The following is a 16449-nucleotide window of genomic DNA, read 5'->3' as shown; positions in this document are numbered from 1 at the left end:
GATTATTTATGGGATTGGGATTTACTCCTCACCCATTCGAGCCTTTCTCCTTTTTTCCCTTTCTTGGGCATCAATAACCGCCACAGCGGCCATGTTCACCATTTCATCCACACTGGCACCCAATTGCAAGATATGCGCCGCACGAGGCAGACCTACCATGATCGGGCCAATGGAATCGGCATTGTTCAACCCTTTGAGCAATTTATAAGTGATATTGGCAGATTCCAAATTCGGGAAAATCAGGGTGTTTACCTTTTTCCCTGAAATTTTGGAAAACGGGAAATTGTTATTCGCAAGGTCGGAGCTCAAGGCGAAATCGGTCTGGATTTCCCCATCGACCACCAACTCTGGGTTACGTTCGTGCAAAATACGCACCGCTTCCCTAACTTTTTGGGCATGTGGGTGTGCTGATGACCCAAAATTGGCATAGGACAACATGGCCACCACAGGATCAAAACCAAAGGTTTTGGCTACATTGGCCGTCATTTGGGCAATTTCTGCCAATTGTTCGGCATCAGGATCTATGTTGATGGACGTATCCGCCAAAAACAAAGGTCCCCTAGCTGTAATCATAATATTGACGGTAGAGGCATTCTTCACATCCTTGGCCCTTCCCAATACCTCAAAAACGGGACGAAGCACACGTGGATATGATCGGGAATATCCTGAAATCAATCCATCTGCGTCACCTTCCTGCAACATCATGGCACCAAAATAATTGCGTTTGCCCATATTCACCCTTGCACTGTATTGGGTCTCGCCTTTGCGCTTTCTTGATTCCCAAAGTTTCATGGCATATCGGACACGCATTTCTTTGGACTCTTCAGACCTCGGGTCGATAATCGGCACTTCCGCATCAAAATCCAGTTCTTTTTTCAAGCCTTCAATCGTCTCCTTATGACCCAAAAGTATGGGCTGGGCAATGCCTTCGTCGTGCACGATTTGGGCTGCTTTCAACACATCCAATAGCTCAGCTTCCGCAAAAACAATCCGCTTTGGATTGAGTTTGGCCCTGTTGTGCATCAACCTTACCACTTTGTTATCATTTCCGGAGCGTTGGTGAAGCTCTTCCTCATATTTTTCCCAATCCTGAATCGGTGCTTTGGCCACACCACTTTCCATAGCGGCTCTTGCCACAGCGGGCGGAATTTTGGTAATCAAACGGGGATCAAAAGGTTTTGGAATGATATAATCCTTACCAAACGTCAATCGTGTGGTATCGTAGGCAATATTTACCTGTTCCGGTACGGATTCCCGGGTCAAATCGGCCAAGGCCCTCACGGCTGCCATTTTCATTTCTTCATTGATCTTGGTAGCACGAACATCGAGTGCCCCTCTAAAAATGAATGGGAAGCCGAGCACGTTGTTCACTTGGTTCGGATGGTCGGAACGGCCCGTTGCCATAATGATGTCCTTTCTGGTCTTACAAGCCAATTCGTATTCAATTTCCGGATCAGGATTGGCCATGGCAAAAACAATAGGATCCTTGGCCATCACATTCAACATTTTCGGAGTAACCACATTGGCGATGGAAAGTCCGATGAACACATCGGCATCTTTCATGGCTTCTTCCAGGGTATCAATTTTTCGGTCGGTGGCGAATTCCAATTTCTCAACGCTGAGATTGGGCCTATCACTTCGGATGACACCTTTACTGTCCAACATCACGATGTTTTCGGCACTCGCACCAAAAGCCTTATAAAGTCGGGTACAGGAAACCGCTGCAGCACCTGCCCCACTCACCACTATTTTTACTTCTTCAATTTTTTTATTGGCTATTTCCAATGCATTCAACAGGGCAGCCGCAGAAATAATGGCTGTACCATGCTGATCATCGTGCATCACGGGAATATCGAGTTCTTCCTTCAGGCGTCTTTCTATTTCGAAGGCTTCCGGGGCTTTGATGTCCTCCAAGTTGATGCCCCCAAAAGTCGGCGCAATAGTCTTGACGGTCTCGATGAACTTTTCAACATCTTCCGTATCCAATTCAATATCGATTCCATCGATATCGGCAAAGATCTTAAAGAGCAGGCTTTTTCCTTCCATTACTGGTTTGGACGCTTCGGGACCTATATTCCCCAATCCCAATACCGCGGTACCATTGGATATAACGGCCACAATATTCCCTTTGGCGGTGTACTTGTACACGTCGTCCTTGTTTTTTTCAATTTCCAAACAGGGCTCCGCAACTCCCGGTGAATAGGCCAAAGCCAGATCACGTTGGGTAGAATAGGGTTTGGTAGGTACAATCTTGATTTTTCCCGGTTGGGGCTTTGCATGATAAAGTAATGCCTCTCGTCTTTGTTTTTCCTTGCTCATAAGTTAGCCAATGAATTGGTAAAGTTAGGGCATTCCGAGTTTTTTAGGGAACATTCCTTCCATCAATTATTTATAGAATGTTACCCAAATGGGAATAAAGCCATTACCTATAGATATTCATCTGATATCTTGAAAGTTATAAGTCTATTTCAGGATTGTTTGTGTCTTTGGGCATATTCAACCGCGTGGCCAACAGTCCCGCGATCACAAAAAATGCACCTGCAAAGAGCATGGCATTTACTGAATTGCCACCCAACAGGTTTTTGAAAATAGGTCCGAAAGTCAAGGTTTGGATACCCATGGGAATCACAATCATCATGTTCAAAATTCCCATGTAAACTCCCCTGCGTTCCTGGGGAACAATTTTGGAAACCATGCTATAGGGAATTCCCATCATGGCCGCCCATCCAATTCCGAACAACACCATCGGGAAGAGTACATAGACCGGATCCGAAATATGTGGAATGGCAATCAAGGCAATAGCGGTACCAAAAAGACTCAGGGCATAGATTTTCTTTCCTCCAAATCGAAGGGTCAGTGGCACCAGTATCAATGCCACTACAGCAGTCACCACATTATAAGTGGTACTCATTTTGGCTGCCTGCGCCGCCGCTTCGGAGGTATCATACCCCATGGTAACCCTGAACAAGGGCGTTATAAACTGCCAATACACAAAAAGGGCATACCATTGGAACAGGTACACGGCAGAAAGCCTCCACATAAATCGTGGCATTTCTTTTACTGCGTGGCTAATCTCCACAAAAGGCATTTTAAACCGTTCGGCAAAAGGCAGGGACCTATGTTTGTTGATCTCTTCCAACTCCGCATCCGTGGGTGGAATTTCCGGGGTTTTTAATACGGACCATGAAATAGTTGCAATGGATAGGAACGAGCCTATAAAAAACGAATAGTACAACCATTTTGGAATGGTCCCTTCAATATCCTGACCCCCACCAAACCAATCTTGGAACAAAAAGAGCGAGGCATTGGCCAACAGGATGCCCGCACCAACAAATAAACTCTGCATTTGATACCCCATGCTCAACTGTTCATCGGGCAACTTATCCCCCACAAACGCACGGTAAGGCTCCATGGCCATGTTGTTGCCCACATCCAGAATCCAAAGGAGACCAACGGCAAACCAAAGGGCGGGACTCAACGGGAAAGCAAAAAGGCATAAACTCCCCATAAGGGCCCCGATTAAAAAGAAGGGTTTTCTTCTACCCCACCTCGGGGACCAGGTCTTGTCCGAAATGGCTCCTATCAATGGTTGTATGACCAATCCGGTCACGGGTCCGGCAATATTCAAAATAGGGAGAATTTCCTCTTTGGCACCAAGGAATAGAAATATGGGATTTATGGCACTTTGCTGTAATCCAAAGCTATATTGGATTCCAAGAAACCCAACGTTCATGTTGAAGATTTGCCAAAAACTAAGTTTAGGCTTAATTCTGTTGAGCATAGTCTGAGTTTGGTTAATTTTCGCTTTAAAGCATTCCAAAATAGGAATTCATCAAAATATTGATGTCAATATAGTATTTTTCATTATTTCAACTACTTAAATTTGAAAACAAACCAACAGAAAATCCCCATTATTCCTTCAAAAATTCAATATTTCTTTTTAACCCCTCCCATTTGGTTCTTTTTACCGCCGACTTCTTGAAAATCTCTCGAAAAACTTCTTCGGTAATTTCTTCCCAATCCTTTTTTGAATAATTGAGTAAGTCCCGATTTGGGTTGAATAAAGGTTCTTGATGCGGTTTGGAAAATCGGTTCCAGGGGCACACATCCTGGCACACATCACAACCGAACATCCAATCGTCCATTTTTCCTTGAAACTCGGAGGGTATTTCATTTTTCAATTCGATGGTAAAATAGGAAATACATTTACTACCATCCACTACATAAGGCTCCACAATGGCCTGGGTAGGGCATGCATCGATACAGGCAGTACAAGTTCCACAATGGTCGGTAACCCGCGTATCATATTCCAATTCAAGATCCACAATGAGTTCGGCTATAAAGTAAAAAGACCCTACCTGTTGGGTCAATAGATTGCTGTTTTTCCCTATCCAACCCAAACCACTTTTGGCGGCCCATGCTTTGTCCAAAATAGGCGCCGAATCCACAAAAGCACGTCCGTGCACTTCCCCGATTTCCTCTTGGATAAACTGGAGCAGTTGTTTGAGCTTGTCCTTTATCACAAAGTGATAATCGGTTCCGTAAGCGTATTTGGAAATTTTATACGATTTTGGATTTTGCTTTTCAGACGGGTAATAATTCAACAGTAGGGAAATGACCGATTTGGAGTCTTCCACCAATTTGGTGGGATCCAGTCTTTTGTCGAAATGGTTTTCCATATACCCCATTTCGCCATGCATGTTTTGGTTGAGCCATTTTTCCAATCGAGGCGCTTCCGTTTCTAAAAAACCTGCCTTGGAAATACCACACGACAAAAAACCGAGGCGTTTGGCCTCGGTCTTGATCTGCTGTGTCCATTGGGCGGTGTTCATGCCCTAAAGTTAGCGGATATTCGGATGAACTAAAAATACATTCAGTTCACTTCTTTTATATACCCCCAACCTTCCTTCTGTTTCATCACGATTTCAAAAATCCCGTCGGGAACAGAGCCCACTCCGGGAATCAAATCATCGTTGACCATCTTATGGCGTTTCATGGTCTGCTCACAGACCACTACCGATACATTGCTCCTTTTTACCATTTCGGCCAAGGTTTCCCCAGCTACGGAAGCCTTTCTATCCACCATTTTAATGGCACCACTGTAAATGACCATTTCAAATTGGGAGTCGGGATAGGCTTCGGCCATCAATCGCAAATGCTTTGCCGCTGTTCGGTGTACATCTGGGTTAGCGCTGGTTACATCAAACACTACTTTGATGGGTTCTTGCTGTGCCAGGATAATTCCTGACACCAACATGAATAGGAATACGATCAACTTTCTCATATCCTAGACAATATTTCCAGCGAAAATGTATCCACAACCTTCCTCCTGGGCCCTTCCCAAAGCCCATACCCCAGAGGGTACGATCTGGATTCCGGGCAACACGGCAGCCTTCCACTCCTCGTATACTTCACCAGGATCCTTATCTGCGGCCTGCGCCGCAAAATTGCTATAGACATTCAACGCCAAATTGCAAACACAGAACATGGCTCCCCTACCGATCATATCCTTGATGCCCTGAATCATGGGTAGCGGAAAATCCCCCTCTTGAGGTTCATAATAAGGATTTCTGTCGTAAACGGTACCGTCCGATTTTTTAACATGGAACATTTCCCCTAAGGGATACTTTTTCCATAAATCATCCTGCAAAGCAATTGGTATGGCATCGTGTCTTAGTACCGTCATAGCGGTAACATCATTGTCCGGGGATCCCATTTCGTTGTTTGATAAATAATAGGCCCAGTTCCAAATAATCGGAAATCCCTTGTGGGGGTAGGATCCATCGTACACTACACGGTGGTTCCCTTTAATGGTTTTCATCCAAGCCTCTGCATCATTCATTATTGAATGTGAAAAATCTGCCATTCCTGCCAGCGCAGGATTGGAAAAAGCCGATAATGTGGATGCAGTGGCACCCAGCATCATCGCTCCCATAAACTTTCTTCGCGATGTTGCATTTGTTGTTTCCATTATTAATTGTGTTTATTTGGTTTTCTTGAGCTGATACTCCTTTTGGTAGAATTCCATAATGGGTTGGAATGGTCCCAGCTGATGCTGTTCCTCTGAGAAAGGATCCACGTAGGGACCGTAGGGAGTGGAGACAGGCTTTTTGACAAGATCTGGAAAGTCGGCTTCCCTATTGGCCTTAGTAGGCCGAAGCTGTTGGTTGATGAATCCGGCCACGTCATAGGCCTCTTCATCCGTCAAAATTGGATTTTCGTATGTAGTGCCAAAGGGCATATTGCCCTTTATGAATTCTGCAGCGGTAATCACACGTGTCATACCGGCTCCGTTATTATAGGAATCCGGTCCCCACAGGGGCGGGTACAGATATAAGTCGCTATCGGCCAATTTTTGGCCTTGGCCATCCGCTCCATGGCAAACGGTGCATTGCTGCTCGAATACTTTTTTACCATGGTCCAAGTCCACGGCACGATTGGGAAGTTCAAGTTTCACAAAACCTTGACCTTCAATTTTTCCGTCGGATGGTGCTGTTTTTCCCAACCAATCCATATAGGCAACCAAGGCTACCATAGCCTCGTTGTCCTCTGGCATCTTTCTGCCGTTCATGCTACGTTCCATGCAGCCATTGATTCTTTCCTGAATCGTTCCAATCTTGTCCTCACGACCTCGATACTGTGGAAAGCGTTTTACCACACCAATTACAGGGGCAGCAAAAAGCTGGGTTCCCCCATTCAAATGGCAACTGGCACAGGCTAGGTTATTGCCTGCAAATATTTGATTGCTGTCGGTTTGTTTGGGACCTATGTGAAGTGGAGTGTTCCTGAAAATTTCATACCCTTGTTTGATCAGATCATTTTCGGCAGAAGCGGTTAGTTGGCTCACATCATATTCACCATAAACAATACTTTCCGGTACCGTTTTCTCGGGAAGTAATCCATCCAAGGCACCAAAACGCAACATCAATATGGCAAAGGACAGCAAAATAATCATCCCCATTCCAATACCGACCTTAAGGCACAGCCTTTTGATCTGTACCGATAGGATTTGGAAATCCCCGCAATGCGGTGCGTTGGTATTTTTTATTGGTTCACCCATAAGGCAACAAGGTAACGACCATCATTCAAAAGAAATTCAGTTCTAAACTTAAAATTGGGGGCTAGTACCTTGTTCTTTTATCGTGGAATAGTCAGAAATTAATTTCAAAAACACCTAACCCGCTGATTAACAAAGTACTATGTAAGATACAAAAAAGATTTGGATTTTTTAACATTTTGGAAGCCTACCCAAAATAAAGGAAGCTTTTAAAAAAGCCCTCCTTGCACACCTCCTTTGATCCTTCCCAAGTGCTTGTACGCCAATTCGGTAACCTCTCTCCCGCGCGGGGTTCGCATGATGAATCCTTGTTGGATCAAAAAAGGTTCATAGACTTCTTCAATGGTCTCGGCACTTTCCGATACTGCCGTAGCCAAAGTGGTAATACCCACAGGACCACCTTTAAACTTATCGATGATGGTGGTCAAAATCTTATTGTCCATTTCATCCAAACCATGGGCATCCACGTTCAAGGCCTTGAGGCCAAATTGGGAAATGTCCAAGTCGATACTGCCATTCCCCTTGATCTGGGCAAAATCCCTCACCCGTCGCAACAAGGCATTGCAAATCCTCGGGGTTCCTCGACTTCTTCCCGCAATTTCGATAGCGGCTTCCTGTGAAATGGGGACTTTCAAAATTTCGGCACTCCGTTCCACAATGGTGGACAACAATTCGGTGTTGTAATATTCCAATCGACTTTGGATACCAAATCTTGCCCGCATCGGAGCCGTTAACAAACCTGAACGTGTGGTGGCACCTATCAAGGTGAACGGATTCAGGTTAATCTGTACAGTACGGGCATTGGGTCCCGTTTCGATCATGATATCAATCTTGTAGTCCTCCATGGCGGAATACAGGTATTCTTCCACAATGGGGCTCAAGCGATGAATTTCGTCAATGAACAACACATCCCGTTCATCGAGATTGGTCAACAAACCTGCCAAATCTCCTGGTTTATCCAATACTGGGCCAGAGGTCACTTTGATGTTCACACCAAGCTCATTGGCCAAAATATGGGCCAAGGTGGTCTTTCCCAATCCGGGAGGACCATGAAAAAGGGTATGGTCCAAGGCCTCTCCGCGAAGATTGGCCGCCTGCACAAATACCTTTAAATTTTCCAATACCTGTGCCTGTCCAGTGAAGTCGTCGAACGAAATGGGGCGTAACGCCCTTTCAATATCGAGTTCCTCTTGACTGAAATTTTCGGCTGTCGGGTCTAAATGTTCGTTCATCGCTTAACAAATATAGTCGAAAACGACATGGCAGGAAATAATCTTCCCATATAGAAAATTGGCAAATCAATTAACCAAGTTCATTCCATCTTCTTGATGAGTTGCGAGGTATCCAAAAACTCAAGAACCGTGATTTGCGGTGTTCCATAGAGGTATACTTTGGAATTTCCTTTAACACTGAGTTCAAGGTCTCGAAAGGCATACACCCAAGCACTGGGATCATTCTCCATGGTGAGTATCAGATTGCCTACCTCCATTTTCTCTCCTTTAAATTTAGCATCTCCCATCAGTTTCACCTGAATCCTGTCCGATGTGCCTTCAATGGCCAAGGTGGCATTATCTTCCATATCCACCAGACCGGTTTCATTCACGGCATATACATAAGCCTCTGCCCTATGACCCATGCTGATGTTCAACGAATCCACATCCACATTAAAATTGCCATTGCTTGTATCCTCCAAGTTGATGTCCATTACGGCTGCATTGGCCTTGATATCCAATTTGGTGTGGTTGAATCCATCCACGAACAACTCATCACTTTCAATAATATCCTTGGACACCATACTACCATCCTTTACGGTGATGGCCTTCAAATCGGTATAGTTGATGGTGATGTCGAACTGCTTCTTTGCCGTAACATCATAGTATGAACTGATGATCAACGTACTATCCTGCACATTGAACTTTAAGATGTCAATGAGGTTGTCGTCGGCCACAATACGGTATCCGGGGCCAAAGGATTTTTCCAAAACGATATCCAGGTTATCGTTGAGCACAATGGCGTTGAACGGGGGCAGTTCCTCGCTCACCTCGGTCACAATTCGACTTCCCTTGATCCTAGGTTTACGCTGGGCGATGGACAGCAGGGGTGAAATCACAAAAAGTAGGAGCAGTATCTTTTTCACGGTTCTCTATTTTGGGGTACGGTTTCCTAAAGATATTATAATTAGTACAATTCTGTACATATCAGCTTGCTACAAACAAAAAAGCCCATCCTAAAGGATGGGCCTTGTATAAGGTTCAACACATTAATGGTTGAGTTCTTCTTCATTTTCTTGCAAGGGGACGTTCTGTGGAACGAAATCCTGTCCTGCAATGATGTACTCCCCATTTTCATAGGTCTTACTGTAATCGTAAGCCCAACGGTACACGTGAGGAATTTCCCCAGGCCAGTTTCCGTGGATATGCTCTTGTGGAGCGGTCCATTCCAAAGTATTGGAGCCCCAAGGGTTTACCGGTCCTTTCTTACCGTAGAATATGCTACTGATAAAGTTGTACACGAATATCAACTGGGCCAATCCTGCGATGATGGCAAAAACGGTCATCAATACCTGTACGTTCGTCAATTCATCGAACATTGGGAAAGCGGTGTTCTCATAGTAACGTCTTGGCACACCTGCCATACCTACAAAGTGCATCGGGAAGAAAACCCCATAAGCACAGATGGCGGTAATCCAGAAATGGACATATCCCAAGTTCTTGTTCATCATTCTGCCATAGAACATTTTTGGGAACCAGTGATAGATACCCGCAAACATTCCGTAAAGGGCAGAAATACCCATTACCAAGTGGAAGTGGGCCACTACGAAATAGGTATCATGCACGTTGATGTCCAATGTACTGTCACCCAAAATAATACCTGTTAGACCACCCGTGATGAAGGTAGAAACCAATCCAATCGAGAACAGCATAGCTGGGTTCAATTGTAGGTTTCCTTTCCAAAGTGTGGTGATGTAGTTAAATGCTTTTACTGCTGATGGAATCGCGATCAACAAGGTCGTAAAGGTAAATACCGATCCCAAGAACGGGTTCATACCGGATACGAACATGTGGTGACCCCATACGATGGTGGACAAGAACGCAATGGCCAAGATAGAGGCAACCATCGCCCTATAACCAAAAATCGGTTTTCTTGCGTTGGTGGACATTACTTCGGAAGTAATACCCAAAGCTGGCAACAATACGATGTATACCTCGGGGTGTCCCAAGAACCAGAACAAGTGCTCATATAGTACCGGTGAACCTCCCTGATAGTGCAACACTTCTCCTTGAATAAAGATATCCGAAAGGAAGAAAGAGGTACCGAAGCTTCTATCCATAAGCAACAACAAAGCTGCTGACAAAAGTACTGGGAAAGAAACCACACCGATGATAGCGGTAACGAAAAAGGCCCAAATCGTCAATGGCAAACGGGTCATGGACATTCCCTTGGTCCTTAGGTTGATTACCGTAACGATATAGTTCAACGAACCCAAAAGGGACGATGCGATAAAGATGGCCATGGATACCAACCAAAGGGTCATACCCAATCCTGAACCGGGCTGTGCCATAGGTAATGCACTCAATGGTGGATAGATGGTCCAACCAGCAGCGGCAGGTCCTGCTTCCACAAACAAAGAACAGATCATGATCACACTGGAAACAAAGAACATCCAGTAAGACACCATGTTCATAAAGCCCGATGCCATATCCCTGGCACCGATCTGCAATGGAATAAGCAGGTTACTAAAGGTACCGCTCAATCCCTGTGTCAATACGAAGAATACCATCAAGGTACCGTGAATGGTCACCAATGCCAAATAAATATCGGCATCCATAACACCATCTGGGGCCCATTTGCCCAAAACGGCCTTGAAGATACCGAAAGATTCTCCCGGCCATGCCAATTGCATTCTAAACAACAATGACATTGCAATACCAACGAATCCCATGATAAGACCTGTAATCAGATATTGCTTGGATATCATCTTGTGGTCCTGACTGAAGATATATTTGGTTACAAAGGTCTCCTTATGATGATGCCCGTGATCTTCGTGTCCGTGTTCGTGTTCAGTAGCTGACATAATCTCTTTTAAATTTTGTTTTGGTTCTTTTCCTAGCCTGTATTATTCTGCGGGTGCCATGCTTGCCTTAAAGGTCTTCTGCTCCGCCATCCATTTATTGAATTCCTCCTCGGTCTCCACTATGATCTTCATTTGCATGTTGTAGTGCGACTTTCCACAAATCTTATTACAAAGCAAAAGGTAATCGAATTCCCATGGGTCCGAGTTGGGTAATCCCTGTGCAGCCTTTTTGGCCCTGATCTCGTTGGTTCTTTTTACTTTTTCCACCACATCTGGGTTCAAACGCATTTCCTCTGTAGTAACGGTAGGGGTAAACGAGAATTGGGTGATCATACCGGGAACACAGTTCATCTGTGCCCTAAAGTGTGGCATATAGGCTGAGTGCAATACGTCTTGCGACCTCATTTTGAAATTGATTTTTCTGCCGACGGGCAAATGCAATTCCTTTACAATGACATCATCATCACCATTGGGATCGGATTCATCTATACCCAAAACGTTGGCCCTATCGATATCAATCAAACGAACGTTGGCATCCCCAAGTACATTGTCGGCACCTGAATAACGAGCCGTCCAGTTAAACTGCTGTGCATATAGTTCCACTACCATGGGGTCATCATCCTCATTAAAATCCATGATGTTGCTCCAAGTGTACAATCCCCAAAGGATTAAACCTGCCAAGACAATAACCGGGATAATGGTCCAGATGAACTCCAAACGGTCGTTGTCCGCAAAGAAAAGTGCCTTTCTGCCTTTTTCTCCCCTGTACTTGAATCCGAAGTAATGCAACAAAGCTTGCGTGATGGTCTGCACAAAGAAAATGATCGCAAAGGAAATCCACATCAATTGGTCATACTCACCACCGTGTTCCGAGGCAGCTTCCGGCAACAACATTTTACCATAGCTCACAAAACTAAAAATGGTGATTCCGTAGATGAAAATCAGGAACCCGAACAAAAGATAGCCGTTGTTTTTATTATCGGAATCGTTCGCAATCTCGGCGTACTCTGTTTTGGCTTGTGACAATTCGAAAATCTTGGTCATTTGCCAAATCGCAATCGCCACCAATACCAGAACAGTCAATGTTAATAATGCAGTCATCGTTTATCTATCTAAGACTTAAATCGTATTAATAATGAAAATGTCTACTTTCTTCAATGAATGGGTTTCGTTTGGGCTGCAATGGAGCCTTGGTCAAGGTGGTGAACACCCAGAACACGAACAAACCACCAAAGAACAGGATACCTCCAATCTCAGGCAATCCAATATACCATTGATCACCAACAGTAGCAGGCATTATCATGTTGAAAATATCCAAATAATGGCCCAACAATACCACGATACCGGCCATTACCACAAACCAGTTCACCCTTTTGTAATCACTGTTCATGAGCACCAACAATGGGAACACGAAGTTCATGACCAACATTCCGAAAAATGGCAATTTGTAATCTTGGAACCTTGCGATATAGTAGGTCACCTCTTCAGGGATGTCCGCATACCAGATCAACATGAACTGTGAGAACCATAGGTAGGTCCAGAAGATGCTGATCCCGAACATGAACTTGGCCAAATCGTGGACATGGCTATCGTTTACATTTTCCAAATATCCTTTAGACTTCAAATAGATGGTAACCATGGCAATCACAGTAATGCCCGACACGAACATACTGGCAAACACATACCATCCAAAAAGGGTACTGAACCAGTGTGGGTCCACACTCATGATCCAATCCCAAGACATCATGGACTCGGTTACCAAGTAGAATACCAAGAAAGCTGCAGACCATCTAAAATTCTTTACAAAGTTGCTATTGTCATCCGACTCATCCTGGGCCAAGGACAATTTCCTGGAATACTCCCTGTAGAAAATCCATCCACCCAAGAAGATGGCCGCCCTGATCAAAAAGAAGGTAGGGTTCAAATACCCTGCCTTGCCCTGCAACAATTCATCATGTGCCACGGTTTCAGGGTCCATCCACACAAACAAATGATTAAAATGTAATGCAGAAAGCAACAAAATCACAAAAACTATGATTCCACCAGGAACCAAGTACCCGGTGATTCCTTCCATCACACGGAACAATAAAGGGGACCAACCCGCTTGGGCTGCCCTTTGGATGGCATAGAATGCCAACACTCCCAATGCTATCATAAAGAAGAAGAAAGCCGCAACATACAGGGCAGACCAAGGTCTGTTCTGCAATTGGTGCAACAAATGCGTGTCATGTGAAGCGTCGTGTCCTTCTTCTTGGGAAGCCTGCGCACCATGGCCCTGCTCCTCTCCGTGGCTCTCCGCGGCTGCTTCCGCGTGGCCTCCTCCATGTCCTTCGTCATGTACCGCTACCATGGCCTTGGCCTCTTCCACTGTTGATGGGGCGGATACAAAACCTATTACCAAGAAAATTGCCCCAAGGGCCATGGCAATGAAAGATCCTATTCTAAGTCTGTTTGAAAAGGTGTACATAGTTTGCTCTTATCCAATTATTTTGTTAGGTCTTCCTTTAATTTCATCACATATTCGGACACCTGCCACATCTCTTTTTCGTTGGCGAACTGAGAGGCGTAGGAGCCCATGGAATTCAATCCGTAGTAGATGGTGTGGTAAGCCGTACCCACGGTAATGTTACGGGCCACATCATCATAACTGGGAACACCCAATATTTTTTCACGTTTTACAAGATTGCCCTGTCCGTCTCCCTTTGCACCATGGCAAATGGCGCAGTAGATATCGTACAGTTCCTTTCCTTTGGCCAGGTCGGTTTCCATTTGAAGGGAATCCAATGGACTTGGGTTCAATCTTGCCAATTCTTTTCCTTCCGGAGTGTTTTCGAACTCATAGGGCATGTATCCTCTGGAAATGGTTCCTTCCACGGGCAGCATGGCCTCTGTTCCATCGGGGAACAAGCCATTGTCCACACCTTCATAGGTTTCATATCCCACGGGTTCGTACATGTTCGGCATGTATTGGTAGTTTGGTCTGTTCTTATCGGCACAGGATGCCACGAGCAGTACCAAGACCAAAGCAACACTTATTTTACCTAATTGCTTCATATTATTAAGACTCCTTTTCTGTAACTTTTACTTCTACCGCTCCTGTTTCCCACAAAAGATCGGCAAGTTCCTTTTCATTGTCGTGCACTCCTATTTCCATTAAAAAATGATCATCGGTAGTACGTTTATCTGGGTTCTCCGCTTTTTTGAAGGGCCACATCCTACTTCTCAAATAGAAAGTGATCACCATCAAGTGGGCCGCAAAGAATACCGTTAACTCGAACATGATCGGTACAAAGGCCGGCATATTCTGCAAATAGCTGAAACTTGGTTTACCACCGATATCCTGTGGCCAATCCTCGATCATGATATAGTTCATCATGACCACGGCAACCGTAAGTCCCAAACAGCCATACATAAAAGAGGTAATCGCGATACGGGTGCCCGCCAATCCCATGGCCTTGTCCAGACCGTGCACTGGAAACGGGGTGTACACTTCCTCTATATGATGGTGCTCTGCCCTAACTTTTTTTACGGCATGCATCAACACATCGTCATCGTTGTAAAGTGCCTGAATAACTTTTGATGCCATAATTACTGTTTATCGTCATTTAATTTTTTTGCCTGTCCGGCCCAATCGTCACGTTGCGCCCTTCCTGGGAACGAACCGGTGATGGAATCCAACAGGTCATATTCTTTCTCGGTCATTCTGCTTACTTGGGCAAAGGTGTAGATTCCGATTTGGTTCAACGCCTGCTCCATTTGAGGACCGATGCCTTTTACCTTCTTCAGATCGTCCGCAGTTTCAGTCTCTGGGTCGAATTTACCAATGGCCTCCAATAAAGTAGATACATGCTCTTCATTGGCCTCAACTTTAGGAACTTCTACCACGGCAGTTTTTCCTTTCACTGCAGGCATTTCATATAAAGGCTTGCCTGCCTCGCGTAATTTTTTGTACTTCTCACCAGAAGCCTTCAAGATGGATTTTACTTCCGCCTGAGCAATTACAGGGAACGTTCTGGAATACAATAGGAACAATACAAAGAAGAATCCGATGGTTCCCACGAAGATTCCGATATCCACAAAAGTTGGGGAGAACATGGTCCAAGAAGATGGCAGGTAATCCCTGTGCAAAGAGGTCACGATGATCACGAAACGTTCGAACCACATCCCGATGTTCACCACAATGGAGATGAAGAAAGAGAACATGATGCTGGTACGCAATTTCTTGAACCACATGAACTGTGGGGAGAACACGTTACAGGTCATCATGGACCAGTATGCCCACCAGTAAGGACCTGTAGCCCTGTTCAAGAAGGCGTATTGTTCGTACTCCACTCCGGAATACCAAGCCATGAAGAGCTCCGTGATATAGGCACATCCCACGATGGAACCTGTGATCATGATCACGATGTTCATCAACTCAATATGCTGTACAGTGATATATGCTTCCAAGTTACACACCTTACGCATAATGATCAAAAGGGTGTTTACCATGGCAAATCCAGAGAAAATCGCACCGGCAACAAAGTACGGTGGGAAAATCGTGGTGTGCCATCCTGGAATTACAGAAGTGGCAAAGTCAAAGGATACGATGGTGTGTACGGAAAGTACCAAAGGTGTTGCCAAACCTGCCAATACCAAGGAAACTTCCTCAAAACGCTGCCAATCCTTGGCACGTCCTGTCCAACCAAAGCTCAATATGCCATATATCTTTTTCTGGAAAGGTTTTACCGCCCTGTCACGGATCATGGCAAAGTCAGGCAAAAGCCCTGTCCACCAGAACACCAAGGATACGGATAAATAGGTTGAGATCGCAAATACGTCCCAAAGCAATGGCGAGTTAAAGTTCACCCAAAGGGACCCGAACTGGTTCGGGATAGGAAGTACCCAATAGCCCAACCATGGACGACCCATGTGGATGATCGGGAACAAACCGGCCTGAACAACGGAGAAAATGGTCATCGCTTCCGCAGAACGGTTGATCGCCATTCTCCATTTCTGTCTGAACAGCAAAAGTACCGCGGAAATCAGGGTTCCTGCGTGACCGATACCCACCCACCACACAAAGTTGGTGATGTCCCAGGCCCAGTTAACGGTTCGGTTAAGACCCCAAACCCCAATACCCGTGGAAACGGTATAAATGATACATCCTAGACCCCAAAGGAATGCCACAAGCGCAATGGTGAAAACAATCCACCACTGTTTGTTGGCCCTTCCCTCAACCGGACGGGCAATGTCCACTGATACATCGTGGTATCCTTTGTCTCCGACAACTAAGGGCTTTCGAATAGGTGCTTCGTAATGCGACGCCATAATTTAT

14 protein-coding genes are annotated in these 16449 nt (G+C 45.1%); all 14 read right to left on the bottom strand.

Annotation, left to right across the window (positions count from 1 at the left end):
- Window positions 1–21 precede the first annotated feature (21 nt).
- The 14 genes from D2U88_RS01865 to nrfD all read right to left on the bottom strand — a co-directional run bounded on the left by D2U88_RS01865 (window position 22) and on the right by nrfD (window position 16442).
- Window positions 22–2319, bottom strand: coding sequence for an NADP-dependent malic enzyme (locus D2U88_RS01865; RefSeq protein ID WP_119638598.1), 2298 nt, complete (start codon window positions 2317–2319; stop codon window positions 22–24).
- A 136-nt stretch (window positions 2320–2455) separates the two neighbouring features.
- Entirely contained in the window at window positions 2456–3781 is a 1326-nt protein-coding gene (locus D2U88_RS01860; protein ID WP_119638597.1) for an MFS transporter, read from the bottom strand.
- 130 nt (window positions 3782–3911) lie between these two features.
- On the bottom strand, window positions 3912–4832 hold the full coding sequence (queG, locus tag D2U88_RS01855) for a tRNA epoxyqueuosine(34) reductase QueG (protein WP_119638596.1): 921 nt from the start codon (window positions 4830–4832) through the stop codon (window positions 3912–3914).
- A 41-nt stretch (window positions 4833–4873) separates the two neighbouring features.
- Window positions 4874–5284, bottom strand: coding sequence for a DsrE family protein (locus D2U88_RS01850; RefSeq protein WP_119638595.1), 411 nt, complete (start codon window positions 5282–5284; stop codon window positions 4874–4876).
- Window positions 5285–5287: 3 nt separating this feature from the next.
- A complete protein-coding gene (locus D2U88_RS01845) occupies window positions 5288–5971 on the bottom strand; it encodes a Tat (twin-arginine translocation) pathway signal sequence containing protein (protein ID WP_119638594.1) in 684 nt (227 codons plus the stop codon).
- Window positions 5972–5983: 12 nt separating this feature from the next.
- Entirely contained in the window at window positions 5984–7060 is a 1077-nt protein-coding gene (locus tag D2U88_RS01840; RefSeq protein ID WP_235855696.1) for a c-type cytochrome, read from the bottom strand.
- A gap of 206 nt (window positions 7061–7266) precedes the next feature.
- Window positions 7267–8289: a Holliday junction branch migration DNA helicase RuvB gene (gene ruvB, locus D2U88_RS01835; RefSeq protein WP_119638593.1), complete on the bottom strand. Its 1023-nt coding sequence runs from the start codon at window positions 8287–8289 to the stop codon at window positions 7267–7269.
- Between the two features lie 80 nt (window positions 8290–8369).
- Entirely contained in the window at window positions 8370–9194 is an 825-nt protein-coding gene (locus D2U88_RS01830) for a GIN domain-containing protein (protein WP_119638592.1), read from the bottom strand.
- Window positions 9195–9317: 123 nt separating this feature from the next.
- On the bottom strand, window positions 9318–11132 hold the full coding sequence (locus tag D2U88_RS01825) for a cytochrome c oxidase subunit I (protein ID WP_119638591.1): 1815 nt from the start codon (window positions 11130–11132) through the stop codon (window positions 9318–9320).
- A gap of 42 nt (window positions 11133–11174) precedes the next feature.
- The gene (locus D2U88_RS01820; RefSeq protein ID WP_119638590.1) at window positions 11175–12233 is read right to left on the bottom strand and encodes a cytochrome c oxidase subunit II; all 1059 of its coding nucleotides are present in this window, start codon (window positions 12231–12233) and stop codon (window positions 11175–11177) included.
- Between the two features lie 28 nt (window positions 12234–12261).
- Entirely contained in the window at window positions 12262–13599 is a 1338-nt protein-coding gene (locus D2U88_RS01815; protein WP_119638589.1) for a quinol:cytochrome C oxidoreductase, read from the bottom strand.
- A 17-nt stretch (window positions 13600–13616) separates the two neighbouring features.
- A complete protein-coding gene (locus D2U88_RS01810; protein WP_119638588.1) occupies window positions 13617–14186 on the bottom strand; it encodes a c-type cytochrome in 570 nt (189 codons plus the stop codon).
- A 4-nt stretch (window positions 14187–14190) separates the two neighbouring features.
- On the bottom strand, window positions 14191–14718 hold the full coding sequence (locus D2U88_RS01805) for a DUF3341 domain-containing protein (RefSeq protein ID WP_119638587.1): 528 nt from the start codon (window positions 14716–14718) through the stop codon (window positions 14191–14193).
- A 2-nt stretch (window positions 14719–14720) separates the two neighbouring features.
- On the bottom strand, window positions 14721–16442 hold the full coding sequence (nrfD, locus tag D2U88_RS01800; RefSeq protein ID WP_119638586.1) for an NrfD/PsrC family molybdoenzyme membrane anchor subunit: 1722 nt from the start codon (window positions 16440–16442) through the stop codon (window positions 14721–14723).
- Window positions 16443–16449: the final 7 nt, after the last annotated feature.

This window comes from Flagellimonas aequoris, from assembly GCF_003584165.1.
GTDB classification, from domain to species: Bacteria; Bacteroidota; Bacteroidia; order Flavobacteriales; family Flavobacteriaceae; genus Flagellimonas; species Flagellimonas aequoris.
Note: the sequence above shows the minus strand (reverse complement) of the source record. Positions and strands in the feature narration are given on the sequence as shown.

What these genes read in the sequence shown, in the direction of transcription:
- D2U88_RS01865 (WP_119638598.1), bottom strand. Translation starts at nt 2,319, where the DNA reads ATGAGCAAGGAAAAACAAAGACGAGAGGCATTACTTTATCATGCAAAG.
- D2U88_RS01860 (WP_119638597.1), bottom strand. Translation starts at nt 3,781, where the DNA reads ATGCTCAACAGAATTAAGCCTAAACTTAGTTTTTGGCAAATCTTCAAC.
- queG (WP_119638596.1), bottom strand. Translation starts at nt 4,832, where the DNA reads ATGAACACCGCCCAATGGACACAGCAGATCAAGACCGAGGCCAAACGC.
- D2U88_RS01850 (WP_119638595.1), bottom strand. Translation starts at nt 5,284, where the DNA reads ATGAGAAAGTTGATCGTATTCCTATTCATGTTGGTGTCAGGAATTATC.
- D2U88_RS01845 (WP_119638594.1), bottom strand. Translation starts at nt 5,971, where the DNA reads ATGGAAACAACAAATGCAACATCGCGAAGAAAGTTTATGGGAGCGATG.
- D2U88_RS01840 (WP_235855696.1), bottom strand. Translation starts at nt 7,060, where the DNA reads ATGGGTGAACCAATAAAAAATACCAACGCACCGCATTGCGGGGATTTC.
- ruvB (WP_119638593.1), bottom strand. Translation starts at nt 8,289, where the DNA reads ATGAACGAACATTTAGACCCGACAGCCGAAAATTTCAGTCAAGAGGAA.
- D2U88_RS01825 (WP_119638591.1), bottom strand. Translation starts at nt 11,132, where the DNA reads ATGTCAGCTACTGAACACGAACACGGACACGAAGATCACGGGCATCAT.
- D2U88_RS01820 (WP_119638590.1), bottom strand. Translation starts at nt 12,233, where the DNA reads ATGACTGCATTATTAACATTGACTGTTCTGGTATTGGTGGCGATTGCG.
- D2U88_RS01815 (WP_119638589.1), bottom strand. Translation starts at nt 13,599, where the DNA reads ATGTACACCTTTTCAAACAGACTTAGAATAGGATCTTTCATTGCCATG.
- D2U88_RS01810 (WP_119638588.1), bottom strand. Translation starts at nt 14,186, where the DNA reads ATGAAGCAATTAGGTAAAATAAGTGTTGCTTTGGTCTTGGTACTGCTC.
- D2U88_RS01805 (WP_119638587.1), bottom strand. Translation starts at nt 14,718, where the DNA reads ATGGCATCAAAAGTTATTCAGGCACTTTACAACGATGACGATGTGTTG.
- nrfD (WP_119638586.1), bottom strand. Translation starts at nt 16,442, where the DNA reads ATGGCGTCGCATTACGAAGCACCTATTCGAAAGCCCTTAGTTGTCGGA.